This is a genomic window from Gulosibacter sp. 10 (assembly GCF_900163695.1).
Lineage (GTDB): Bacteria > Actinomycetota > Actinomycetes > Actinomycetales > Microbacteriaceae > Gulosibacter.
On record NZ_FUIC01000003.1, the window covers coordinates 107,410 to 129,488 of the forward strand.

The window sequence follows — 22,079 nt, forward strand, 5'->3', positions numbered from 1 at the left end:
TGTGCGACGGCGCTAGTTCCGCCGCCGTGGCGAGCGCACCTGCCGGCGCGGCTCGGTGTTCGCGCCGTCCGCGATGCGCCCGAGGATGAGGGCGGCCTGCAGGACGAGCGATTCGCGCGCGCCCGTCGCGTCCCAGCCGATGATCTCGGTGATGCGCTTGAGGCGGTAGCGGACGGTGTTGGGATGCACGAACAGCTCGCGCGCGGTGGCCTCGAGCGAGCGCCCGTTGTCGAGGTAGCACCAGAGGGTGTTCAGCAGGTCCGACTGGTGATCGGACAGGGGCGTGTAGATGCGCTGCACGAGGGTCTGCCTGGCGAGCGGATCGCCGGCGAGGGCGCGCTCCGGCAGCAGGTCGTCGGCGAGCACGGGCCGCTCGAGACGGCGGTAGGCCGAGGCGACCGAGAATCCCACGAGCGCCGCCCTGGCGCTGCGCGAGGCCTCGACCACCGAGGCGACCTCGGGCCCGAGCACGAGGCGGCCCGGACCGAAGCCGGGTTCGAGCGCCTGGGCGATCTCGAGGAAGGGGATGAGCTCGTCCTCGGCCTCGGCGCTCGGCTTGGCCCTGCCGATCACGAGGACCAGGCGGTTGCCCTGCACGCCCACGAGCAGGTCCGCCCGGTTGTGCCGGGCGGTGCGCCGCAGCTGGTCGATCTCGACCACCTTCGGCGTGGTGCCCACGAGCACCGAGACCTCGCCGTGCCCGCTCCAGCCGAGCGCCGCGATGCGGCTCGGCAGCTCGGTGTCGTTCTCGCCCGTGAGGATCGAGTCGACGACGAGCGCCTCGAGGCGGGCGTCCCAGAGGCCGCGCTGCTCGGCCGCCCGCGCGTACACGTCGGCGGCCGCGAAGGCGATGTCGCGGGAGTAGCGCAGCACGCCCTCGCGGATCTCGGAGGGCGCCGTCTGGGTGCGCTCCTCGAAGACGTCCACGACCACGCGGATGAGCTGCAGCGTCTGCTGCAGGCTCACCGAGCGCAGCAGCTCCCGCGGCGCGGAGTCGAAGACGTCCTTCGCCGTCCACGGCGCCGAGGTGGGGTCCTCGAACCAGGAGACGAACGAGGCGATTCCGGACTGGGCCACGAGCGCGACCGCCGAGCGTCTGCCTGGCGGCATATCCGCGAACCAGGGGAGCGTCTGCTCCATTCGCTTGAGCACGGTGGTCGAGAGATCACCGGTGATGCTCCGCAGCCACGCTACGGCGCGTTGGCGGTCGGTCGTGTCAGTCATGGATGGGAACGGCAGTGCCGAGCCTTTCTCGTTCGTCTACCTGGATGCGAGGGCCGGGGCCGGGGTCAGGCGTCTCCGCCCGCCGTGCCCGACTGCCCCGCCAGGGCGTTGTGGAGCTCGTACTTGTCGATCGCCTGCTGCACGACGCCGCGGTCGACCTCCCCGCGGGAGGCGAGCTCGGCGAGCGTCCGGATCACGATCGAATGCGAGTCGATCTTGTAGAACCGGCGGGCGGCCGCGCGCATGTCCGAGATGCCGAAGCCGTCGGCGCCGAGCGTGGCGTAGTCGCCGGGCACCCACTTGCGGATCATGTCGGGCAGCGAGTGGTTGTAGTCGCTCACGCCCAGGAAGACGCCGTCCGAGCCCGAGAGCTTCTCGGCGAGGTACGGGGTGCGCGCCTGCTCCGAGGGCTTGGTCCAGTTGTGCTCGTCGGCCTCGAGCGCCTCGCGGCGGAGCTCCTGCCAGCTGGTCACCGACCACACGTGGGCGGCGACGCCCCAGTCCTCGCGGAGCAGCTCCTGGGCGTGCAGGGCCCAGGGCACGGCCACGCCCGAGGCGAGCAGCTGGGCCTGCGGCCCCTCCTGCGACTCGGGGGCCCGCAGGTAGTAGATGCCCTTGAGGATGCCCTCGGCGTCCACGTCGGCGGGCTCGGCGGGCTGCACGATCGGCTCGTTGTACATCGTGATGTAGTACATGACGTCCGGGTCGGGGTGGTTCCCGCCGTACATCCGCTCGATGCCGGCCCGCACGATGTGGGCGATCTCGTAGACGTACGCGGGGTCGTAGCTCACGACGGCCGGGTTGGTGGCGGCGAGCAGGTGCGAGTGCCCGTCCATGTGCTGCAGGCCCTCGCCCGTGAGCGTCGTGCGGCCGGCGGTGGCGCCGATGATGAAGCCGCGCGTGAGCTGATCGGCCGCGGCCCAGAAGCCGTCGCCGGTCCGCTGGAAGCCGAACATCGAGTAGAACATGTAGAACGGCACCATGAGCTCGCCGTGGGTCGAGTAGCTCGTGCCGAGGCCGGTGAAGGCGGAGACGGCGCCGCCTTCGTTGATGCCCACGTGCATGAGCTGGCCCTGGGGCGACTCGCGGTAGGCGAGCAGCAGCTCGCGGTCCACGGACGTGTAGTGCTGGCCGTGCGGGTTGTAGATCTTCGCGGTCGGGAAGAACGCGTCGAGCCCGAAGGTGCGCGCCTCGTCGGGGATGACGGGGACGACGCGGCGGCCGAACTCGCCCGAGCGCATGAGCTCCTTGAGCAGCCGCACGAAGCCCATCGTGGTGGCGACCTGCTGCGAGCCGGAGCCCTTCTTCACCGAGGCGTACGCCTTGTCGGCGGGCAGCTCGAGCTGGGTGTACTTCGACTTGCGCTCCGGCAGCGAGCCGCCGAGCCCCCGGCGCCGCTCGAGCAGGTACTGGAGCGCCTCGTCGTTCTCGTCGGGGCGGTAGAACGGGATGTCGTAGAGATCGCGCTCGAGGTCCTTGTCGGCGATCGGGATCTGCAGGTTGTCGCGGAAGGTCTTGAGGTCCTCGAGCGTCAGCTTCTTCATCTGGTGGGTCGCGTTGCGGCCCTCGAAGTGGGTGCCGAGGCCGTAGCCCTTGACGGTGTGGGCGAGGATGACCGTGGGCTGCCCCTTGTGCTCGAGCGCGGCCTTGTAGGCGGCGTAGACCTTGCGGTAGTCGTGGCCGCCGCGCTTGAGGCTCCAGATCTGGTCGTCCGTGTAGTCCTCGACGAGCTTGAGCGCCTCGGGATCGCGGCCGAAGAAGTTGTCGCGGACGAACTTGCCCGACTCCGCCTTGTAGGTCTGGAAGTCGCCGTCCGGGGTCTCGTTCATGAGGTTGAGCAGCGCGTTGTGCTCGTCGCGCGCGAGCAGGTCGTCCCACTCGCGGCCCCACACGACCTTGATCACGTGCCAGCCGGCGCCGCGGAAGAAGGACTCGAGCTCCTGGATGATCTTGCCGTTGCCGCGGACCGGGCCGTCGAGGCGCTGCAGGTTGCAGTTGACGATGAACGTGAGGTTGTCGAGGTTGTTGTTCGCGGCGAACTGCAGCTGGCCGCGCGACTCGGGCTCGTCCATCTCGCCGTCGCCGAGGTAGGCCCACACGTGCGAGCCGGACACGTCCTTGATGCCGCGGTTCGTGAGGTACTTGTTCGTCTGGGCCTGCCAGATCGCGTTCATGGGCCCGAGGCCCATGGAGACGGTGGGGAACTGCCAGAACTCCGGCATGAGCCGCGGATGCGGGTAGGAGGAGAGCCCGTAGGGGGCCTTCGAGGCCTCCTGGCGGAACGCCTTGAGGTGCTGCTCGCTCAGCCGGCCCTCGAGGAAGGCGCGGGCGTAGTTGCCGGGGGAGGCGTGGCCCTGGAAGTAGACCTGGTCGGGGCCCTGCTCGTGGCCGTTGCCCTTGAAGAAGTGGTTGAAGCCCACCTCGTAGAGGGTGGCCTGGGCGGCGTAGGAGGAGATGTGGCCGCCGACGGCGATCTCCGAGGCCTGCGAGTTCTGCACCGTCATCGCGGCGTTCCAGCGCAGCCAGCGGCGGTAGGTGCGCTCGATCCGCTCGTCGCCGGGGAACTCCGGCTCGTCCTCGGGCGCGATCGTGTTGACGAAGTCGGTGACGGGCACGCGGGGCACGCCGAGGTGCTGCTCCCGCGAGCGCTCCAGCAGCGAGAGCATGATCTCGCGCGCACGCTCATGTCCGCGCTCGGCGATTACCGCGTCGAGCGATTCCTTCCACTCCGCAGTCTCCTGCGGATCGGTGTCGACATGGTCCTCCGAATAAGGATCCTGGTGGCTGACAGCCATGGTGACCTCTTTCACTAGTGAGAGCGCAGGTGCGGCGTGCTCGGTCGGATCACGACCGCAGGCACACCGATCAGCCTACCGAGTCCTGCCGGAACGCACGTTCAGCGCTCGATCCGGGCCGCCGATCCCAAGTGGATTCCCACGCTTCTCGGGAAGAATGGAGCCGTGTTCTTCTCGCACCCGCACCCGTCAGACATGCCGCTGGACGCGCCCACGCACCGCGGCGATCGGGTGCGCGTGCTCGGCCCGGGCGCGCCGCGGATCCTCGCCTTCGTGCCGGCCGCGTTCACGCCGGTCTGCGGCGACGAGGTCGGCGAGCTGGCGCAGCTCGCCCAGCGGGCGGATCGGCTCCGCGTGGAGCTGATGATCGTGTCCTGCGACGCCGCGCCGACGCTCGCGCGCTGGCTGCAGGAGGTCGATCACTCGGGCCTGCTGCTCGGCGTGTCCGACCACTGGCCGCACGGGCGGGTGGCGCGGGCCTGCAGCGCCTTCGACGGGGAGCTCGGCACGGCGAGGCGCCACACCTGGGCGGTCCGCGCCGACGGCACGCGCATCCTCGCCGCCGCGTGCGAGGCGGGGGAGCAGCGCGCGATGGCGCTGCACGAGCGCGCGCTCGAGTGGGCGGCGGCGGAGGACTAGCCGCGGACGCGATCCCGCGGCGGGCCCCGGCGCGGCGTGCGCCGGCCGGGGCCCGCTGCGGCGATGTCCGCCTGCGGCTACTCGACGGTCTCGCCGGCGGGGCGTCGCCTCCGGTAGACCGCGAGCGCCGTGCCCGCCCCGGCGAAGAGCAGCGCGAGCGCGAGCAGCGTCAGCATCCGGTCGTCGCCGGTCCGCGCCAGCGGGTCGCCGTCGCCGGCCTCCGAGGCCGTCTCGGAGGGCGCGGTCGTGCCCGGAGCATCCTCGGTGCCGGTGGGATCGGGCGAGTCGCCCGGCTCCTCGGTGCCGGTCGGCACGGGCTCCTCGGTGCCCGTGGGGGCGGGCGCGGCCTGGGCGAGCTCGAGGGTCACCGAGGTGTCGCCGGCGATCTGCACGGCTTCCGCGGATGCCGCGGCGCCGTCGTCCGCGAGGGCGGCGAAGTCGCATTCGACGTGCGGCGCGCCCGTGGTCAGGGCTCCGTCGGGTCCGGTCGTCCCGGCATCCCGCCAGCCCTCGTCCCCCTCGCAGGACATCGCGACGGGCACCTCCGCGGCCGCGGCGCCGGACTCGTCGAGCACCGACACCTCCACCTCGTTGAGCGCGGCGAGGAAGACGGAGCCGCCGACGAACTGCGCGGCAGTGCCGAGCCGGTCGGAGGAGATGAAGTCGATCGTGTCGGAGGGGTTGTGATACGTCGGCTCCAGCACGATCGAGGTCTCGGGCGACCAGTACATCCAGCTGAAGACCGCCGCGTCGATGCCGACGTCGTGGAACGACTGGTGGTCGCTGCGGCCCACGTAGCCGCGGTTGAGCGGGCCGTGGCCCGTGTACTCGGTGATCTGCCCCGTGAGGTCGAGCACGGCGTTGTCCTCGTTGTCCGGGTTCACGGAGAGCCCGTAGAAGTCGGTGGGCCGGTCCGCGGTGCCGGGATAGGAGGTGCCGGCCATGTCGAAGTTCCACGCCCCGATGGTGCGGTCGATCTCGTCCTGCGTGAGCTGGGCCGCGTGGTGGGCGGAGCCGACGATGCCCTGCTCCTCGGCGCCCCAGGCGCCCACGCGGATCTCGACGTCGAGCGGGTACCGGCCGATGAGCTCGGCGATCTGCAGCATCACGCCGACGCCGGACGCGTTGTCGCTCGCCCCGGGGCTGCCGACCACGGAGTCGATGTGCGCGCCGATGTAGACGATCGGCGCGGTGCCGTCCTCGTCGCCGACCGCCGGGCGTACGCCGATCACGTTCGAGCTCGTCGCGCCGCCCGTGTCGGTGGTGATGGCGAGGTCGAGCGGTCCCGTCTCGAGCAGCGCGCGGATGCGGTCGCCCTGGTAGTCGCCCGCGGCGGCCACGATGAGGTCCTCCGTGCCGGCGGGCGCGGCCCCGATCCGCGGGATGGGGGCGTTGGCCGCGGTGGCCGTGAGGATGATGCCGGCGGGGTCGTGCTCGGCGATGGCGCCGATGAGCGCGGCCCGGGCGTCCGCGTCGGCGACCCAGTCGACGAGCACGAACGCGCCCTCGAGCGGCCGGTCCTCGAGCGCCGAGCCGTCGGCGACGTCGACGACCGGTGCGGTCACGGGGGCATCGGGGCCGGTGAAGAGCGAGTTCGTGGCGGGCGCGAACTGCCAGCTGCCGTGGCCCTCGACGTCGTCGCGGCTCGGGACGACGTCGGCGAAGCTGCCGGGTCGGGCCTCGAAGGTCTCGATGTACGTGTCGAACCCGTACTCCTCCAGGAGGCCCTCGACGTAGGCGATCGCCTCGTCCTCGGCCTCCGTGCCGGCGACGCGGGGGCCGATGTCGACGGCGAGGTGCTCGACGTGGGCGAAGACGCTCTCGCCGTCCGGCAGGGCGAGGAACTCGTCCTGGTAGCCGGGGAGCAGGTCGCCGGCCTCGATGGCCTCGAGGCCGTCCTCGGGCGCGGCCGCAGCGGGGAGCCCGGAGCCGAGCGCGAAGGGGACGGCGAGCGTCGCGGCCGCGAGGGCGACGGCGCCGCCTCGCAGTCGGGAGCGGGTGCGGGCGAAGGCCCTGGGGGCGGGGGGAATGTGCTGATCCATGAACGGTGCGGTCCTCTCTGACTACCGGATCGGGGATGCGTGCATCCGAGGCGCCTCGCGACGGTGCGAGCACGCCTTCCCGAAGCTTAGGGAATCCCGCGGATCGGCGTGACGGCGGGCGTCCGCGGGTGGACAGTTTGCACCGCGGAGCCGCTTCGGGCGGGCAACATGCGAGGTCCGCGGCCCGTCGTCCGGATCGGCGGCGAGTCGCCGCCTCGCGGTTCGCGGGTATCCTTCGGGGCCGGCTGGGAGCTTCGACCGGGCGCGGTGTGGCAGGATTCCCCGGCCGGGTAGGAACGATCGGGAGGATGTCGGTGGTGCGGAACGTCGCCCCTGCGCTGCGCGGGCCGATGGAGCGGCGGCTGCGACGGCGCCGGTTGCTCGTGCTCGTCTCGGCGGTGCTCGGCGTGGCCGGCGTCTACGGGCTCGGCGTGCTCACCGCCCGCGGCCAGCGGGTGGAGCGGCGCTTCCTGGACGCCTCGGTCTTCGAGCAGCACGCGCCCCTGCTGACCGTGGTGAGCGTCCCGCATCTGCTCATCGCCGCCGCGGCCGTCGCGCTGCTCGGCGTCCTCGCCGGGCGACGGCTCATGGCGCTCGTCGCCGTCTCGGTCGTCGCGGTCTGCAACGTGCTCGGCCAGCTGTTCAAGCATGTGATCCTCGTCCGCCCGGCGCTCGACGGCGAAGATCCCAACACGTTTCCGAGCGGGCACATGATCGCGTTCGCCTCCGTGGCGGCGGGGCTGCTCATGACCGCGCCGCCTCGGGCCCGGTCGGCGGTGGCGGCGGGCTCGGGCATCCTGCTCAGCATCGTGGGAGGGCAGCTGCTGTACTACGGCTGGCACCGCCCGAGCGACATCGCGGGGGCCATGATGCTGGTCACGGCCGTGAGCGCCTTCGCCCTGATGCTCGCCGGCCCGCACGGCGCGCAGCCCGACCCTCCGGGGCGGCCCCTCGCCGAGCCGGTGCTCGCCGTCGCGGGCGCGGCGGCGGTGCTCGCGGCGGTGGCGGCCGGATTCGCGCACCGGGCGGGACTGCTGCCGGAGGGCCCGTGGGTGACCGTCATCGCGGTGTGCGGGCTGTCCGGCGTGGCGCTGCTGACCGTGACGGCGAACCTGTGGCTGCTGCGCACTGGCGCGCGACCGCCGGTGGCGGCCGGGGCGTCGCCGGCTGACGGGCTCCCGCCGGGCGGGGCGGGGCGGGCCGGGGCTCAGGGCTCGACGAGCCGGTGCGAGTAGGCCGCGATGACCAGCTGCGCCCGGTCGCGGGCGTGGAGCTTGGCCCGGAGCGCGCCGATGTGCGCCTTCACGGTGTGGATCGTGACGGTGAGCGCCTCCGCGATCTCCGTGTTCGAGAGGCCTCGGCCGACGAGGGCCAGCACCTCGTGCTCGCGCGCGGTCAGCCCGTCGATCCGAGGCGCCGCCCCTGGCGCGACCGGGCGGTCGACGAAGTGCTCGACGAGCCGGCGCATGATCTGCGGCGTGAACAGCGACTCGCCGGCGTGGACCCGACGGATCGCGTCGATCAGCCGCTCGGGCTCCGTGTCCTTGAGCAGGAACGCGCTGGCGCCCGCCGCGAGCGCGCCGTACACGTACTCGTCGAGCTCGAACATCGTCAGCACGATCACCCGCGTGCCCCGCAGCGCGGGCTGGGAGGCGATCCGCCCGGTCGCGTCGATGCCGTCCAGCCTGGGCATGCGGATGTCCATGAGCACGACATCCGGGCGCAGGGCGCGCGTCTGGGCGACGGCGTCGGCGCCGTCCTCGGCCTCGCCGACGACTCGGAGCCCCTGCGCACGATCGATCGCGATGCCCAGGCTGCGCCGGAGCAGCGGCTCGTCGTCCGCGAGGAGCACGCGGATCGGCTCGGCGCTCACGACCGCCCTCCGGCGGGGAGCTCGGCGGCGAGGCGGAAGCCGCCCTCGCACGGCCCGGCGACGAGCGAGCCGTCGTGCAGCGCGACGCGCTCCCGCAGGCCGAGGAGGCCGGTGCCGGTACCCGGCCGCGGTCGCCAGCCGGGCGCCGGACCGGCGTCGCGGACCACGATCACGACGCGGTCCTCCCGCCGCTCGACGCTCGCCCGGACCGCGGTGCGGCCCGCATGGCGGACGGCGTTCGACAGTGCCTCGCGGACGATGGCGCAGACGGAGAGCTGCAATTCGGGGGCGAGGTCCGAGAGTCCGTCCTCGTCGAACGCCGCGTCGATCTCCAGGCCGGCCTGCCCTGCGGAGTCGACGATCGCCGCGAGATCGGCGACGCCGCACGGCGGGCGGAGAGTGCCGCCGTCGTCGGCGCGCAGCACCGTGAGCATGCTGCGCAGCTGCTCGGTGGACCGCCGCCCGACCCGCTCGATGTCGTCGAGGGCGCGGAGCCGCTCCTGCTCGTCCGCGAGCTTCGCGGTGGACGCCCTGACGGTCATGACGCCGATGCCGTGCGAGGCGAGGTCGTGGAGCTCGCGGGCCAGGCGCAGCCGCTCATCCGCCGCTGCGCGCTCGCGCGCCCACCGCTCCAGCCGCTGCTCGTAGCGGGCGCGCCGGCGGCGCGTCGTGCGCAGCGCCCACCAGACCACCCCGGCCATGACCAGCATGACGGCCGGCGCGCCCCACTGCGCGACTCGGCCGATCGGGAAGACCAGCAGCAGCACGGCGAGCAGCGCGAGCAGCGCGCACGCCGCGGCCCAGGCCCGCGACGTCCAGCGCGGCCGCGACATCTCCTCCATGCCTCAAGCCTATGGACGAATCCTGCGGCCGGCATTGCACCCGGGTCTAGGGCCGGCGGGCAGGACTGCACCGCCGGCTCATGCGCCCGGGCCTCCGCGCCGGTGGGATGGTGCCCATGCTCACATTCGACGAACTCGCCAAGCGGCGCGGCGGCTGCGACATCCTCCGAGGGCTGACCTTCCGGGCCCGCCCCGGAAGGGTGACCGGATTCCTCGGGCCGAACGGCGCGGGGAAATCCTCGACCCTGCGCATCCTGCTCGGACTCGACCGCGCTACATCGGGCACCGCGCTCGTGGACGGGCGCCGCTTCCAGACCCTCCGCGATCCGATGCGCAAGGTCGGCGCGATGCTCGACGGCTCCGGCGCCCACCGCTCCCGCACCGGCCGGGCGCATCTGCGCTGGGTCGCGCGGGCCGCGGGCGTCGGGAACCGGCGCGTCGAGTCGCTCCTCGAGACGGTCGGCATCGCCCACGCCGCGGACAAGCGCGTCGGCACCTATTCGCTGGGCATGGGGCGTCGGCTGGGGCTCGCCGCGGCGCTGCTCGCCGACCCGGAGGCGCTCGTGCTCGACGAGCCGGTCAACGGCCTCGACCCGGAGGGCATCCGCTGGACCCGCCGGTTCCTCCGCGAGCAGGCGGCGCAGGGCCGGACCGTGCTGCTCTCCTCGCACCTGATGGGGGAGCTCGCGGAGACCGTGGACGACGTGGTCGTCATCCGCCGCGGCGAGATCGTCGCGGACGGAACCCTCGAGGAGGTCACGGGCGGTCACGGGAGCCTCGAGGACGCGTTCTTCGCGCTCACCGGCGAGGGGGATGGGCGTTGAGGGTCTTCCGCTCGGAGCTGTCGAAGCTCCTGACGCTGCCGTTCACCTGGCTCGCCGTCGCCGCGGGCCTCGCCCTCCCGACCGGCATCGCCGTCATCACCAGCCTCACGACGAGCCCCGACGAGAACACCGGGTTCTCGGAAATCGCCATCGGCGTCGCCGGGGCCATCGTGCTCGGCGCCGTCGCGATCGGCAGCGAGTACACGACCGAGGGGGAGGAGTCCGCGGCCGGACGGCAGATCACCACCACCCTTACCGCCACCGCCGCGCGCACGAGGCTGCTGCTCGCCAAGGCCGCGGCCGTCGCGCTCCTCGCGGCGGGCACGGCGGCCGCCGCCGTGGTCGCGGTATTCGCGACCGTCGGGCTGCTGACCGATGCGGGGCCGGCCCTCGACCCGGGGACGGCGGCGCGCGCGGGCGGCGCCGTCGTGTTCTGGGTGCTGATGGCGCTCCTCGCGTTCGCGCTCACCGCGCTCACCCGCAGCGGCGTCATCCCGATGGCGGTCCTGGTCGCGAATTCCTCCGCGGTCTCCGTCACCTACCTGCTCGCGCAGCGGTTCCCGGCCGCCGACTACCTCCCCGACCTCGCGGGCATGCGCATGTTCACCGCGCTGGAGACGAGCACGGCGATGACGCCCGTCATGGGCGGGCTCGTCATGACCGCCTGGGCGGCCGCGCTGCTCGTCGCGGCCACGGTGGTCTTCGCGCGAAGGGACGCGTGAGATGGGCGCATCCGCATCCGCATCCGCAGGCGCTGCCACGCGTTCGGAGGCGCCGAGGAGCGCGCCGGGGGCATTCCTGGACGCGTTCCGGGCCGAGCTCTCGAAGCTCCTCTCGCTCGGGTCGTTCCGCGCGGTCATCGCGGGCACGATCGCGCTCACCGCGGTGGCGACGGCGCTGCTCACGCAGCACGCCGAGTTCACCGTCGAGGCCGATCCCTCCGGCGAGACCCCGCATCTGCTGGACTTCGGCGTGGTCGGGCTCGGCTGGACGCAGGTGGGGTTCTTCCTCGCCGGAGTGCTGGCCGCGACCTCGGAGTACGTCGGCGGGCAGATCCGCACGACGCTCCTCGCCGTCCCGAACCGGCTCGTGCAGAAGACCGCCGCCATGCTCGCCCTGGCGGTCCTCGTCTTTCCGGGAGCGCTCCTCGCCGCCGCGACCGGCGTCGGGGTCGTGCTCGCGAGCACGGGCACGGTGCTCGAGGCGCTCGAACCCGCCCTCACCGCCAGGGTGCTGTGCAGCGCCGCCGGGTATCTCGCGTGCATGGCCGTCCTGTCGGCGGCCGTGGGATCGCTGGTGCGCAAGACGGTGCCAGCCGCGGCCATCCTCGTCGTCTACCTGCTCGTCGTGAGCCCGCTGCTGCAGGGGCTGCGGTGGTACTTCCTGCCGGACATGGCCTCGTACACGTTCTGGTACGTGATCTCGCAGCCCGGGGCGCCGCCGCCGTTCGTCGGCTGGATCGTGGTGCTCGCCTGGACGCTCGGCGCCGCGGCGGTCGCCGCGCTGGTGTTCCGGAGGCGGGATACGTGACGCCGCCGGTCCCGCGGAGGGAGGCCGCGGGTGTGTACGAGCGGCGGCGCTGACCGCGCCTCGCCGCGGCTGCTCCTCGAAGGGGTGGTCAAGCGATACGGGCGGGGCGCCCCGCCCGTCCTCCGGGGCGTCGACCTCGCCGTGCGGCCGGGGAGCGTCGTCGAACTCCGCGGCGGCAACGGAGCCGGCAAGTCGACGCTGCTGCGGATCGCGGCGGGGCTGGCGCGGGCGACAGGCGGTCGCGTGCAGCGGTGCGGGGCGGTCGCCTACGCCCCTGTCGCGGCGCTCGAGGAGAGCCGATTCACCGCGCACGCGTATCTCCGCCACATTCTTCGGCTTCGCGGTCGGTGGACGCCGGCCGACCGCTCGGCGGTGCGCGGCCTCGCCGAGTCGCTCGGGCTCGATCCTCGTGCGCGCCTCGCGCGGCTGTCCACGGGGAGCCGGAAGAAGGTGCTGCTCGTGCAGGCGCTCCTGCCCGGCGCCGATCTCGTGCTCATCGACGAGCCCTTCGACGGGCTCGACGCGGCAGCCGCGGAGACGAGCGCGGGGCTCATCCGGGCGGCGGCGGGCCGGGGCGCGGCGGTGCTCGTCGTCTCGCACGGTCCGGAGCTCCTGGCACCGGACCGTCGACTGTCGCTGCGGCACGGGCGGCTCGTCGAGGAGGCCGTGGCGGCCGGGGCGCGGGTCGCGGTGCGGGTCCGCCTCGTCGAGGGAGGGCGTCGGACGCTGCCCGCCCGGCCGATGCTCGTGAACGGCGACCTCCTCGACTTCTCCGTCCCGGAGCGCGAGGCGTCCGCGCTGCTGCGCGCGACGCTGGACGCGGGCGGCGAGGTGCTGCGGGTCGAGCGGCGGGCCGAGCGGTGACCGCCGCCGTCGCGTACTGCTGGGCGGTGCTCTTCCACGGGCAGCGCTGGATGCCGCCCGTGCTCGGCCAGGGCGTGATCGCCTGGCTGCTGCTGGGGTCGCCGCCGGTCGACGCCTCCGCGGTCGCGGCGATGCTCGCGCTGAGCCTCCCGGCGGTCATGTGGCTGGCCTATTCGGCCTGCTGCGCCGAGGATGCGGGCCAGGAGGAGATCGCGATCAGCGCGATGGGCTCCTTCGCCCGGATGCTCGTCGCGCGCGGGCTCGCCGCGGCCGGAGCCGTCGTGCCCGTCCCGCTGCTCGTCATCGCAGTCGGGGCGGTCTCGAGCGGGCTCCCGGCCGCTGCCGGCGCGCTCGCCTTCGCGAACCTGCTGCTCATCCTCGCGGCGGGCGCGGGCATCGGCGTGCTCCTCGGCGCGCTCGCGCCGGCACGACCGGGATGGGCGCTCCTCGCGATCGTCCTGATAATGCTGCTCGCCGTCGTGGTGCCGCACGCGCCGCCCGTGCGCATCGCGCTGGAGGCGCTGCTGTCCCCGTCCGCGCACGCCTGCGGCGCCGCGCTGCTGCGGAACGCGGCGTCCGTGCCGATCGCGGTGCTCGCCGTGGGGCTCGCGACGGTATGCACGCGACGGTCGCGCTGAGTCGCGACGCCTATGCTCGACCTGATCAGAGCGTGCACATCCATCGTCTCGGCGAGCATCGAGATGCCTACCGGACTCGAATCATGCCTGTTCCTCGCCGATGGACCGGGCACCGTTCCGGTCCTGCCCGGGTTTCGACTCGGACTTCTCACGGACGAGAGCGCTCAGACGTTCGAGTGCCGTTTGCGCTTCGCTATTCGCCGGGCTGTACACCTCGATGCGATGATCGGGGCTGTCCGCCTGAAGCCAGAGCTGGTACTCCACGGTCAGCGCTCCGACGAGCGGGTGCTCGAAGTGCTTCAAACCGGCAGTGCATTGACCGACGCGACCCGATGCCCACATTGCGGCGAAATCGGCATCCTTCATGCAGAGCTCTCCGACGAGTTCGGCCAGACGACTGTCATCAGGGTATTTGCCGCTGATCAGTCGGAGGTAGGCGACGAAGAGGCGGGCTTCGGACTCCCAATCCGCGTATGACCGGCGAACGCTCGGGTCGAGGAACAGCAGCCGGGGCAGGGAGGGGCGGGTGCGGGGATCACTCGTATCGAACGGCACGTGCGGTGCCAGCAACGCATGCCCGGTCGGGGTCCATGCGAGAGCATCGCTTCGCCGTCCGAGCAGCACCGCCGGCTTGTCGCCGATAGCATCCAGCATGGCGAGAGCATGCGGATGCGCATGCTCCGGACGCGCATCCGCCGAAGGCCTGATCGGCGACGGTTTTGCCAAGTCGAGGAGGTGCTCGGTCTCGGTCGATGTCAGCTGGAGCGCACGGGCCAGCGAAAGCAGCACCTCGTCGGAGGCGTTATGCGGCAGCCCCTGTTCCAGCCGAATGTAGTAGGCCACCGAAACCCCTGCGAGCTGCGCCACTTCCTCGCGTCGCAAACCGGGCACTCGGCGGCGCTTGCCCCAGTCCTCGACTCCCGCCTTGGTCGGGGAGAGCGCTGCCCGGCGTGATTTCAGAAAGTCGCCCAGACTGCCGGAAGCCTGTCGTTCCCCTGAAGCAACCATAGCCATCAGAATAGGCACGATCGGGGCCGATCAGTGTGACCCTGTCAGTAGTACCAATCGGCATCGCACGATCAAGGGGTATCTGGCTCGATGCGACCCGACACGTGGAATCTGTGGGAACTGGCGAACGAGGCGTCGGCTCCCGAGATCCGACACGACGTCCCAGGGATCGCCGTCGAGCATCCGTCTCCGAAGGGGGAGGCGAACGCGAAGCGGGATCGCACGAGGTTCGCGAACCGACTCCGTCCCCCATGCATATGGCACGAGCGGCGGCGACAACCGTAGACGACGAGAGGTGCAGAGATGCATATTGGTGTTTTTACCGACGGGTTCGAGCGGTACGGCCTGACGGACATGCTGATGACCTGCGAGCAGCTGGGCATCCGAGGAGTGGAACTCGGTTGCGCCAACTGGTCGAAGGCCCCGCATGTGCCGGTGGAGGACTTGCTTTCAGGAGCAACGAGTCGGGAGGAGTATCTGGACCAGTTCGAACGGCATGGCGTGCAAATCGATGCGCTGAACTGCTCCGGGAATATTCTTCATCCGATCGAGGGAGCTGCGCATCGGGACGGCCTGTCTCGCACGATGAGCATCGCCGCGATGCTCGGCGTGAACACCGTCGTGACCACGTCAGGGCTCCCAGGCGGATCGCCGACGGATCGCCGGCCGAACTGGGTGACGACCCACTGGCCTCCGGAGAACCACGAGATTCTCGCCTACCAGTGGGACGAGGTCGCGATTCCGGTATGGCGGGAGATCGTCGAGGAGGCTCGAGCCCTTGGGGTGCGCATCGCGTTCGAACTGCATCCGACCTGTCTGCTCTACAACCTCTCCACATTCGAGCACCTCTGCGAGCGAATCGGCGATTGCAAGGATGTACTCGGGATCAACATGGACCCGAGCCATTTGATGTGGATGGGAGGCGACGGTCGAGAGCTGGTCCGGCGAGCCCCCGAATCGATCTTCCACGTCCATCTGAAGGACGTGGTCTTCCATGAGCACCAGCAGCTCGTCGACGGCAACCTCGATTTCAGGCAGGGCGCGAATATCTCCGAACGCTCGTGGAGTTTCGACGTGCCGGGCAAGGGGCGCGACGCGGAGTGGTGGTCGCTGTTCCTGGACACGCTGAAGACCGCCGGTTATGACGGCATCCTGGCGGTGGAGCTCGAGGACTACACCGGTTATCCCAAGAACCCGCTGCGGGAAGCCGTTGAATTCATCAGCCCGTTGCTCGCCGACTATCAGTAGATTCCGCAGCGATGCGTCATCGTCCACTCACACGTCGAAGAGGAAGCAATGAAGCTCTGTTTCAATCAAGCGTCATCCGAACAGTGCCGAGATCACTCGATGCTGGCGGACCTCGAGGCCGCCGAGAGATATGGTTTCGACTATATCGATCTCCGCTCCGACACCCTGGATGCATACCTCAGGAGCAGCGCTCCGGAGGACCTCGCAGAATGGTTCAGAAGTCACCGTTTGAAACCTCACACGTACAGCGCCCTGATGTTCTTCAACTGGAGACGGAGCAGGGCAGATAGACAAGAGCTGCTCGACGAGGTGCGGCGCCTGATCCCGGTATTCAACTCGATCGATCTCAAGACTATAGCAGTCATTCCGAGCGCGAACATCGCGGAGCACGCGACAGTAGGGGAGATCGAAGACGATGCGGTCGTCATGCTGAATAAGATCGCCGACCTGTGCGAGCCTCACGGAATCTCGGTCGCCCTCGAGTTCATCGGATCCGGTGCATTTACGATCAACCGCTTCGATACGGCCTATGACATCGTATCGACGGTGAACCGGACGAGCGTCGGGATAGCACTCGATGTTTTTCACTTTCACGCGATGGGATCGGATTGCAAGGATCTCGCCGAGTCCGACGGTCGAAAGATTATTAACTTGCATCTCAACGACGTCGAGCATCTCCCCATCGGCGCCCCTTATCTCACCGATGAGAAGCGGCTCTGGCCGGGAGACGGATGCGTTGACAAGGCACGTCTGGCCGAAGCTCTTCACGCGAGCGGATTCGACACCTCGACGGTTCCCGCGGCAGTGGAAGTATTTCGTCCGGAGTACTACGAGCTGAGCGTCGATGAGAATGTTTCAACTGCCTATCGAAAGACGAAGTCGTTCGTCGAGCAGTATTTAACCGAACAGTGATTCCAGAGGCATGATCCGCTCGATCACTGTCGTCTAGACCGTTTCCTTAAACTACATGCGAGGATCACTACTCGCCATAGAGAAGAAGACAACATGAAAACTACTACTCCTTCAGGGCGTTGGCCTGTAAGAAATCTAGATCCGCGGGCTGTTCCGAAGACGGAGCGACCCGTATCGGAGAAGAATCTCTCCGGGGTCAAAAACTTCCTCGGCCTGTACGGCGGTGAGCATATCGCCGCGACCGAATTCATCTTCGGCGCGACTCTGGTGATGTGGGGAGTGCCCGCAAAAACCATCCTGCTTGGCCTGCTCATCGGCAACCTGCTCGCGGTGCTCTCGTTCACCTTCTTCGCGGCAGTGATGGGCACCAGCACGCGCCTCACCCTCTACGCCTACCTCAAGAAGGTGATCGGGCCCTACGCGCAGCGCTTCTACAATCTCGTCTGGGGGCTGTGCAGCATCGCACTCGCCGGCTCGGGGATCGCGGTCGCCGCTACGGCCCTCCGGGAAGTGATCGGGGCGCCGATCCAGACCGAATGGTACCCGACGAGTATGTCGTTCGTCGTCGCCGCGGTGATCATGGGACTGGTGGTGGCCATCGTGGCGGCGAACGGGTTCGAGGCATGCGCGAGGTTCGCCTCGGCCGCCGTGCCCTGGATGATCGTGATCTTCTTCGTCGGCGCTCTCGTCGCCCTGCCGCAGCTCGCCGCAGCCACTGGCGCCTCGATCGGCTCGTTCGCCGATATCTGGGCCATTTTCGACAGCAATGTAGGCAGCGGGAGCGGTAACCCCGATGCGGAACCCATGACGATCTTCCACGTCGCATGCTTCGCCTGGCTCATCAATCTCGCCTGGCATGTCGGTTCGAACGATATGGGGCTGTTCCGGTTTGCGAAGAACTACAAATACGGGTACCTCAGCGCCATCGGCATGTTCGTCGGACATTACTTCGCCTGGGTGATGGTTGCCATTATGGGAGCGGCCGCGGCTGCAGTGCTCGGCCAATCGCTAACCGTATTGGACCCGGGTGCGGTGACGAATACGGTGTTCGGTCTCACGGGTATCACCGCAGTAATCGTCGCGGGATGGACGACGGCGAATCCCACGATCTACCGCGCCGCGCTCTCCTTGAACACCGTCCTCCCGCGGCTTTCGCATCGGCAGTTCACCTATGGGGTCGGGGTTATTATGACGGTATTGGCCTGCTTCCCCGCCATGACGAATATCGGCAATGTCGTGCAAGTGCTCGGCTGGGCGACGGTCGGAATCGGCGCGATCATCATCATCGAACAGTTCCTCTTCCCCAAGATCGGTTTCACGAGATACTGGGCGATGTATCGCGGTGTCAAAATCAACTGGGCTGCGATGATCGCTTGGGGTGTCAGCATCCTGTTCGTATTGATCATGCTCGGCACGGGCGCCATGCATCCCAACTTCATCTTCATACCGGAGTTCTTCATCGCCGGAGCGTGCTATTTGGTGCTTGCTCGAATCATGGGCGCGCGAGATGACTATCGCGCGGAAGAACTTCGGGAGGAGCGATTCCAGAAGGAGCTCAAAGACCTTGTCGACGAAGAGATGGAAGAACAGCTGAGCCAGGGTGAAAACAAGGATACGAAGACATCGGGAAGAGTCGCCGGGGTTCTCGCAATCGTGGCTTATGCAGCGCTTGCCGGCATCATCGTCACCGGCTTCTTCACCTATGCGGAGGCCATGGCCGTGGATTCATTCAAGGTGGTGGCCTTCGGGCTCACCGTCGTCTATTTCGTCCTGAACGGGACCGCGACATATATCAACTATAAGAACGAACCCGCCGCCCTCACCTGAATTAAAGGAGAGTTTTCATGAAGAGCAATATCATCATTCCGGACACCGACCTGCGAGTCTCCCCGATGGGGCTGGGCACCGTCGACGCCGGCGTGCGATGGGGTAAGGACTCCCATAACGCCGATTCCATCTTCGGCACATTCATCGAGCAAGGCGGTAACCTTATCGATTGCGCACATGTCTATTCGGATTGGGTAGCGGTCGACGGCGTCCATGAAATCGGTCGATGTGAACGGGTGACCGGGCAATGGATGAAGCGTAACGGAACCCGCGACGATGTCGTCCTCATAACCAAGGGCGGTCATCCGGTGTTCACGAGCGTCCATCATGACCTGCACATCAACCGTTGCACTCCCGCAGACATGCGGGGAGATCTCGAGGGCTCACTTGAGATCCTGCAGACGGACTATATCGATATCTATTTCTACCACCGTGATGATCCGAGCATCCCGGTCGAAATCATGGTGGAAACCATGCAGGACTTCATCCGCGAGGGCAAGATCCGATACTTCGGCGTCTCCAATTGGTCGGCCGAGCGTCAGATCGCTGCAATGGCGTACTGCGAAGAGCAAGGGTATCGAGGAGCAGTGGCCGACCAAAGCTTGTTGAATTTGGGATCACAACACATGAAGCCGCTTGCGGATGACACCATGGTCGTCTGTGAGGGGGAGCTCTATGATTACCATCGGCGCAACCGCAATACGATGATGATGCCGTTCATGGCGAACGCGAGCGGGTTCTTCCACATCTACGCAGCGAAGGGGGCGGAGGCCGTCGCCAACAGCCCTTACGCTACTGAGAAGAACCTGGACACCGCGAAGCGCGTGGTGGAGCTCGCGGAGAAATACGACTGCGCGGTGACCAACGTCGTGCTCGGATACTTTTCCGCGGAGGAGTTTCCCTGCGTGCCCTTGTACGGCCCCTTCGACGAGGCTTCGATCCAGGAGGCTGCCCGGACATTCGACATCCGCTTCGCAAGAGAAGACCTTCGACCCCGGACTGCATCGCGGTGATGCCGACGCTCCCTCCCCGGAGCGGCGACTGCAGATCGAGAACAGTCGACGCTCTGGGCAGGGGGGAGACGCCCGGTATTCGGAGTTCGCATCGATCCGTCGCCGAGGATCGCGTGCGGACGGCGGCGGCCATCCTGCTTCCACGAGTGGTAGGAACCGGGTTCGTACCAGCGTTGGGCGGATTGCTTCGGCCGATATTCCCCACCAGGCTGATAACGCCGCGGCCCGACCGGTGGGACCGATGAGCAGCCGGTGACGAAGCACGGGTCGCGCGACGGCTGCAGATGAAGAGGAGAATCCATGCATGATTACGTATCGACTGCGCTGATCGTCGGTGTCAACGGCATCACCGGTTCAGAAATCGCACGCAAACTCTCGATCCGGAACGATTGGAACGTCTACGGGCTGTCGCGTTCCCCGCACGAGCTGCCGACGGGCGTGCAGCAGGTCGTCGCGGACCTTACGGACCCCCGGAGCGTGACACGGGCATTGGAAGGCGTGCGTCCGACGCATGTGTTCATCAACGCGTGGTCACGACAGGCAAGCGAAGCCGAGAACATCCGAGTCAATCGAATGATGGTGAGGAACCTGTTCGAAGCGCTCGCAGGCGCAGGCACCATCAGGCACGCCGCACTGATGACCGGGTTGAAGCACTACATGGGGCCGTTCGAAGCCTTCGGCACCGGCGAGATGCGCGAAACACCGTTCCGTGAGGAGGAGGAACGACTCGCCACTCCGAATTTCTACTATGCGCAGGAAGACGAACTCTTCGAGGCGGCGTCCCGTGAAGGCTTCACCTGGAGCGTGCATCGAGCGCACACCGTGACCGGGCACGCAGTGGGCAACGCGATGAATTTTGCCTTGACATTAGCCGTGCATGGTGCGATCGCCCGAGAAACGGGGAAGCCGATGGTGTTCCCCGGTACTGAAGTCGTCTGGAATTCCCTCACGGATATCTCGGATTCGCGGGTCGTCGCGGAGCAGATGATCTGGGCCTCGACGACCCCCGGCATCGGGAACGAGGCATGGAATGTGACCAACGGCGAGGTGTTCCGTTGGCGTTGGCTGTGGCCGCGGCTCGCCGAGGCGCTCGGGGTCGGCTGGGAAGGGCCGTCTCATGAGCCGAGGCCGCTCGTGGATCAGATGCATGGCATGGAACAGCTGTGGAGCGAGATCGCGGAGAAATACGGCCTCCGGGAATCTCGTCTCGATCGTGTCGCATCGTTCTGGCACACCGATAGCGATCTGGGAGTCGAGGTGGAGGTCGTCGCGGACATGACGAAGAGCCGGCTGGCCGGTTTCGGCACCTATGTGAGCACCGAACGGTCCTTCCTCGAGCTGTTCGAGCGATACGAGAAGGAGGGACTCGTTCCACCGCGACGACCGGGAGACTGAGCGGCGGTATGCGCCGGCCGGCCATCCGAGAGCAGCCATACTGCCGACTCGTGCCACGACCGCGGTCGTCCTCGTGGCCGCGAGCCCGACCCTGGTGCAGCCGCTGAGGGACGTCCCGCTGAACCCGGCCGGGCCGCCGCGACTCACGTCGCATCGGTCCTCACCGAGGGCTGCGAGGCCCGAGTAGCGCGCCTCCTGCCGACGAGGGCGATCAGCGCGACGAGCGAGAGCGCCGTGCACAGGACGGTGATGATGCCGAGCGGCACGACCGCGGTGGCTCCGGCGATGCCGACGAGCGGCGCCGCGATCGCACCGAGCCCGAAGCGGGAGAGCCCGAGCACCGAGGAGGCGGTGCCCGCGAGCTCCGGGTAGCCGGCCAGCGCGAGCGAGGCCGACGGGGGAGCGGCGAAGGCGACGCCGGAGGCCATGACGAACAGCGACACCAGGATCACCGGCAGAGGGAGTGCCCACAGGCCGGTGGCGAGGATGCCGAGGGCGCCGACGCCGGTCATGAGCACGCCGACGGCGAGGGCGCCGCGCTCCGACCAGGCGTCGGCGGCGCGACCGGCGACCCAGCCGAAGACCATGTAGCCGGCGGAGTTCGCGCCGAACGCGAAGGCGTAGCCCTGCGGCGAGAGCCCGTAGCCGTCCTGGAGGATGTAGGTGGCGCCGCTCAGATAGGCGAAGAGGGCGGCATGGGTGAGTCCGCAGATGAGGACGGCGCCGATGAAGACCCTGTCGGAGAAGAGCTTCGTGAAGTCCCGTCCCGACTGCCTCATCCCGCCGCTCGTGCGGGCCTCGACGGGGAGGGTCTCGCGGTAGACGATGAGCGTCGCGGCCATGATGAGCACTCCGAGCCCCGCCAGGAAGAGGAAGATGCCGCGCCAGTCCATGAAGCGGGCGAGCTGCCCGCCGATGACCGGGCCGATGATCGCCGCGAGGCCGCCGATGACGGTCACGCGGCCGTAGAAGCGGATGAGCGCGCCGTCCTCGTAGCTGTCGCGGCCGGCCGCCTGGGCGATGACGATGCCGACGGATCCGGCGAGCCCCTGCACGAGCCGGGCGAGGATGAGGGTCTCGACCGTCGGACTCCAGGCGCAGAGCGCGGAGGCGGCGATATAGGCCACCAGACCGATCAGCAGCGGGCGCATGCGGCCGTAGCGGTCCGAGATGGGGCCCGCGATGAGCTGGCCGACGGCGAGGCCGACGAGGCAGGCGGTGAGCGTGAGCTGCGCCATCGAGGTGACGGTGCCGAGCTCCGCGGTGAGCGCCGGCAGCACCGGCAGGTAGAGGTCCATCGAGATGGGACCGAACACGGTCAGCAGCAGGAGCAGCGTGGCGAGCGCGGGCCCGACCTTGCGGGCCTCGGGTTGAGCAGTGGTCATGAACGTCTTTCGTGTAGGCG

The 22,079-nt window shown here is 68.9% G+C and carries 19 protein-coding genes; 12 read left to right on the forward strand and 7 right to left on the reverse strand.

The window, feature by feature from the left end; all coding sequences use genetic code 11:
* Positions 1 to 12: 12 nt before the first annotated feature.
* Entirely contained in the window at positions 13 to 1,224 is a 1,212-nt protein-coding gene (locus FM112_RS00945) for a CdaR family transcriptional regulator (RefSeq protein ID WP_087002307.1), read from the reverse strand.
* A gap of 65 nt (positions 1,225 to 1,289) precedes the next feature.
* Positions 1,290 to 4,019, reverse strand: a complete 2,730-nt coding sequence (gene aceE / locus FM112_RS00950; RefSeq protein ID WP_087002309.1) for a pyruvate dehydrogenase (acetyl-transferring), homodimeric type — start codon at positions 4,017 to 4,019, stop codon at positions 1,290 to 1,292.
* Positions 4,020 to 4,184: 165 nt separating this feature from the next.
* Between aceE and FM112_RS00955 the strand changes: the two genes are divergently transcribed.
* Entirely contained in the window at positions 4,185 to 4,658 is a 474-nt protein-coding gene (locus FM112_RS00955; RefSeq protein ID WP_140400522.1) for a redoxin domain-containing protein, read from the forward strand.
* Between the two features lie 77 nt (positions 4,659 to 4,735).
* Here the strand turns inward: FM112_RS00955 and FM112_RS00960 are convergent, their stop codons facing one another.
* The gene (locus FM112_RS00960; protein ID WP_087002313.1) at positions 4,736 to 6,700 is read right to left on the reverse strand and encodes a M28 family peptidase; all 1,965 of its coding nucleotides are present in this window, start codon (positions 6,698 to 6,700) and stop codon (positions 4,736 to 4,738) included.
* Between the two features lie 308 nt (positions 6,701 to 7,008).
* On the opposite strand from FM112_RS00960, the gene FM112_RS00965 reads away from it, so the two are divergent.
* Entirely contained in the window at positions 7,009 to 7,935 is a 927-nt protein-coding gene (locus tag FM112_RS00965) for a hypothetical protein (protein ID WP_087002315.1), read from the forward strand.
* Here the strand turns inward: FM112_RS00965 and FM112_RS00970 are convergent.
* Positions 7,908 to 8,573: a response regulator transcription factor gene (locus FM112_RS00970; RefSeq protein WP_087002317.1), complete on the reverse strand. Its 666-nt coding sequence runs from the start codon at positions 8,571 to 8,573 to the stop codon at positions 7,908 to 7,910. The two genes, FM112_RS00965 and FM112_RS00970, sit on opposite strands and share 28 nt — an antisense overlap.
* Positions 8,570 to 9,415 carry a sensor histidine kinase gene (locus FM112_RS00975; RefSeq protein WP_087002319.1) on the reverse strand — a complete coding sequence of 282 codons (846 nt, stop codon included), beginning with the start codon at positions 9,413 to 9,415 and terminating at the stop codon, positions 8,570 to 8,572. Before FM112_RS00975 ends, FM112_RS00970 begins: the two co-directional genes overlap by 4 nt.
* Positions 9,416 to 9,531: 116 nt before the next feature.
* On the opposite strand from FM112_RS00975, the gene FM112_RS00980 reads away from it, so the two are divergent.
* Genes FM112_RS00980 through FM112_RS01000 form a run of 5 tightly spaced genes read left to right on the forward strand, consistent with a single transcriptional unit; the run spans position 9,532 to position 13,271 of the window.
* Complete coding sequence (locus FM112_RS00980) at positions 9,532 to 10,239, forward strand: ABC transporter ATP-binding protein (RefSeq protein WP_087002321.1); 708 nt, start codon at positions 9,532 to 9,534, stop codon at positions 10,237 to 10,239.
* A complete protein-coding gene (locus tag FM112_RS00985) occupies positions 10,236 to 10,961 on the forward strand; it encodes a hypothetical protein (protein WP_087002323.1) in 726 nt (241 codons plus the stop codon). Before FM112_RS00980 ends, FM112_RS00985 begins: the two co-directional genes overlap by 4 nt.
* 1 nt (position 10,962) lies before the next feature.
* Entirely contained in the window at positions 10,963 to 11,769 is an 807-nt protein-coding gene (locus FM112_RS00990; RefSeq protein WP_087002325.1) for a hypothetical protein, read from the forward strand.
* 30 nt (positions 11,770 to 11,799) lie between these two features.
* On the forward strand, positions 11,800 to 12,633 hold the full coding sequence (locus FM112_RS00995) for an ATP-binding cassette domain-containing protein (RefSeq protein WP_087002327.1): 834 nt from the start codon (positions 11,800 to 11,802) through the stop codon (positions 12,631 to 12,633).
* Positions 12,630 to 13,271 carry a hypothetical protein gene (locus FM112_RS01000; protein WP_087002329.1) on the forward strand — a complete coding sequence of 214 codons (642 nt, stop codon included), beginning with the start codon at positions 12,630 to 12,632 and terminating at the stop codon, positions 13,269 to 13,271. Before FM112_RS00995 ends, FM112_RS01000 begins: the two co-directional genes overlap by 4 nt.
* Before the next feature lie 81 nt (positions 13,272 to 13,352).
* On the opposite strand, the gene FM112_RS01005 is transcribed toward FM112_RS01000, so the two are convergent.
* Complete coding sequence (locus tag FM112_RS01005) at positions 13,353 to 14,279, reverse strand: helix-turn-helix domain-containing protein (protein ID WP_087002419.1); 927 nt, start codon at positions 14,277 to 14,279, stop codon at positions 13,353 to 13,355.
* 303 nt (positions 14,280 to 14,582) lie between these two features.
* Between FM112_RS01005 and FM112_RS01010 the strand changes: the two genes are divergently transcribed.
* From FM112_RS01010 to FM112_RS01030, 5 genes are all read left to right on the forward strand, one after another.
* Entirely contained in the window at positions 14,583 to 15,527 is a 945-nt protein-coding gene (locus FM112_RS01010; protein WP_087002332.1) for a sugar phosphate isomerase/epimerase, read from the forward strand.
* Between the two features lie 48 nt (positions 15,528 to 15,575).
* The gene (locus FM112_RS01015; protein ID WP_087002334.1) at positions 15,576 to 16,439 is read left to right on the forward strand and encodes a sugar phosphate isomerase/epimerase; all 864 of its coding nucleotides are present in this window, start codon (positions 15,576 to 15,578) and stop codon (positions 16,437 to 16,439) included.
* Positions 16,440 to 16,532: 93 nt separating this feature from the next.
* Entirely contained in the window at positions 16,533 to 18,266 is a 1,734-nt protein-coding gene (locus FM112_RS01020) for a cytosine permease (RefSeq protein ID WP_140400525.1), read from the forward strand.
* Positions 18,267 to 18,283: 17 nt separating this feature from the next.
* Positions 18,284 to 19,279, forward strand: coding sequence for an aldo/keto reductase (locus tag FM112_RS01025; protein ID WP_087002338.1), 996 nt, complete (start codon positions 18,284 to 18,286; stop codon positions 19,277 to 19,279).
* Between the two features lie 300 nt (positions 19,280 to 19,579).
* Positions 19,580 to 20,674, forward strand: coding sequence for an SDR family oxidoreductase (locus tag FM112_RS01030; RefSeq protein ID WP_087002339.1), 1,095 nt, complete (start codon positions 19,580 to 19,582; stop codon positions 20,672 to 20,674).
* Positions 20,675 to 20,817: 143 nt separating this feature from the next.
* On the opposite strand, the gene FM112_RS01035 is transcribed toward FM112_RS01030, so the two are convergent.
* Positions 20,818 to 22,059 carry a multidrug effflux MFS transporter gene (locus tag FM112_RS01035; protein ID WP_087002341.1) on the reverse strand — a complete coding sequence of 414 codons (1,242 nt, stop codon included), beginning with the start codon at positions 22,057 to 22,059 and terminating at the stop codon, positions 20,818 to 20,820.
* Positions 22,060 to 22,079: the final 20 nt, after the last annotated feature.

Excerpts from the sequence above, each read along its gene's own strand:
- FM112_RS01030 (WP_087002339.1), top strand. The coding sequence starts at position 19,580 with ATGCATGATTACGTATCGACTGCGCTGATCGTCGGTGTCAACGGCATC.
- FM112_RS00960 (WP_087002313.1), bottom strand. The coding sequence starts at position 6,700 with ATGGATCAGCACATTCCCCCCGCCCCCAGGGCCTTCGCCCGCACCCGC.
- aceE (WP_087002309.1), bottom strand. The coding sequence starts at position 4,019 with ATGGCTGTCAGCCACCAGGATCCTTATTCGGAGGACCATGTCGACACC.
- FM112_RS01010 (WP_087002332.1), top strand. The coding sequence starts at position 14,583 with ATGCATATTGGTGTTTTTACCGACGGGTTCGAGCGGTACGGCCTGACG.
- FM112_RS01015 (WP_087002334.1), top strand. The coding sequence starts at position 15,576 with ATGAAGCTCTGTTTCAATCAAGCGTCATCCGAACAGTGCCGAGATCAC.
- FM112_RS00990 (WP_087002325.1), top strand. The coding sequence starts at position 10,963 with ATGGGCGCATCCGCATCCGCATCCGCAGGCGCTGCCACGCGTTCGGAG.
- FM112_RS01035 (WP_087002341.1), bottom strand. The coding sequence starts at position 22,059 with ATGACCACTGCTCAACCCGAGGCCCGCAAGGTCGGGCCCGCGCTCGCC.
- FM112_RS00975 (WP_087002319.1), bottom strand. The coding sequence starts at position 9,415 with ATGGAGGAGATGTCGCGGCCGCGCTGGACGTCGCGGGCCTGGGCCGCG.
- FM112_RS00945 (WP_087002307.1), bottom strand. The coding sequence starts at position 1,224 with ATGACTGACACGACCGACCGCCAACGCGCCGTAGCGTGGCTGCGGAGC.
- FM112_RS00980 (WP_087002321.1), top strand. The coding sequence starts at position 9,532 with ATGCTCACATTCGACGAACTCGCCAAGCGGCGCGGCGGCTGCGACATC.
- FM112_RS01025 (WP_087002338.1), top strand. The coding sequence starts at position 18,284 with ATGAAGAGCAATATCATCATTCCGGACACCGACCTGCGAGTCTCCCCG.
- FM112_RS01005 (WP_087002419.1), bottom strand. The coding sequence starts at position 14,279 with ATGGTTGCTTCAGGGGAACGACAGGCTTCCGGCAGTCTGGGCGACTTT.
- FM112_RS00965 (WP_087002315.1), top strand. The coding sequence starts at position 7,009 with ATGTCGGTGGTGCGGAACGTCGCCCCTGCGCTGCGCGGGCCGATGGAG.
- FM112_RS01020 (WP_140400525.1), top strand. The coding sequence starts at position 16,533 with ATGAAAACTACTACTCCTTCAGGGCGTTGGCCTGTAAGAAATCTAGAT.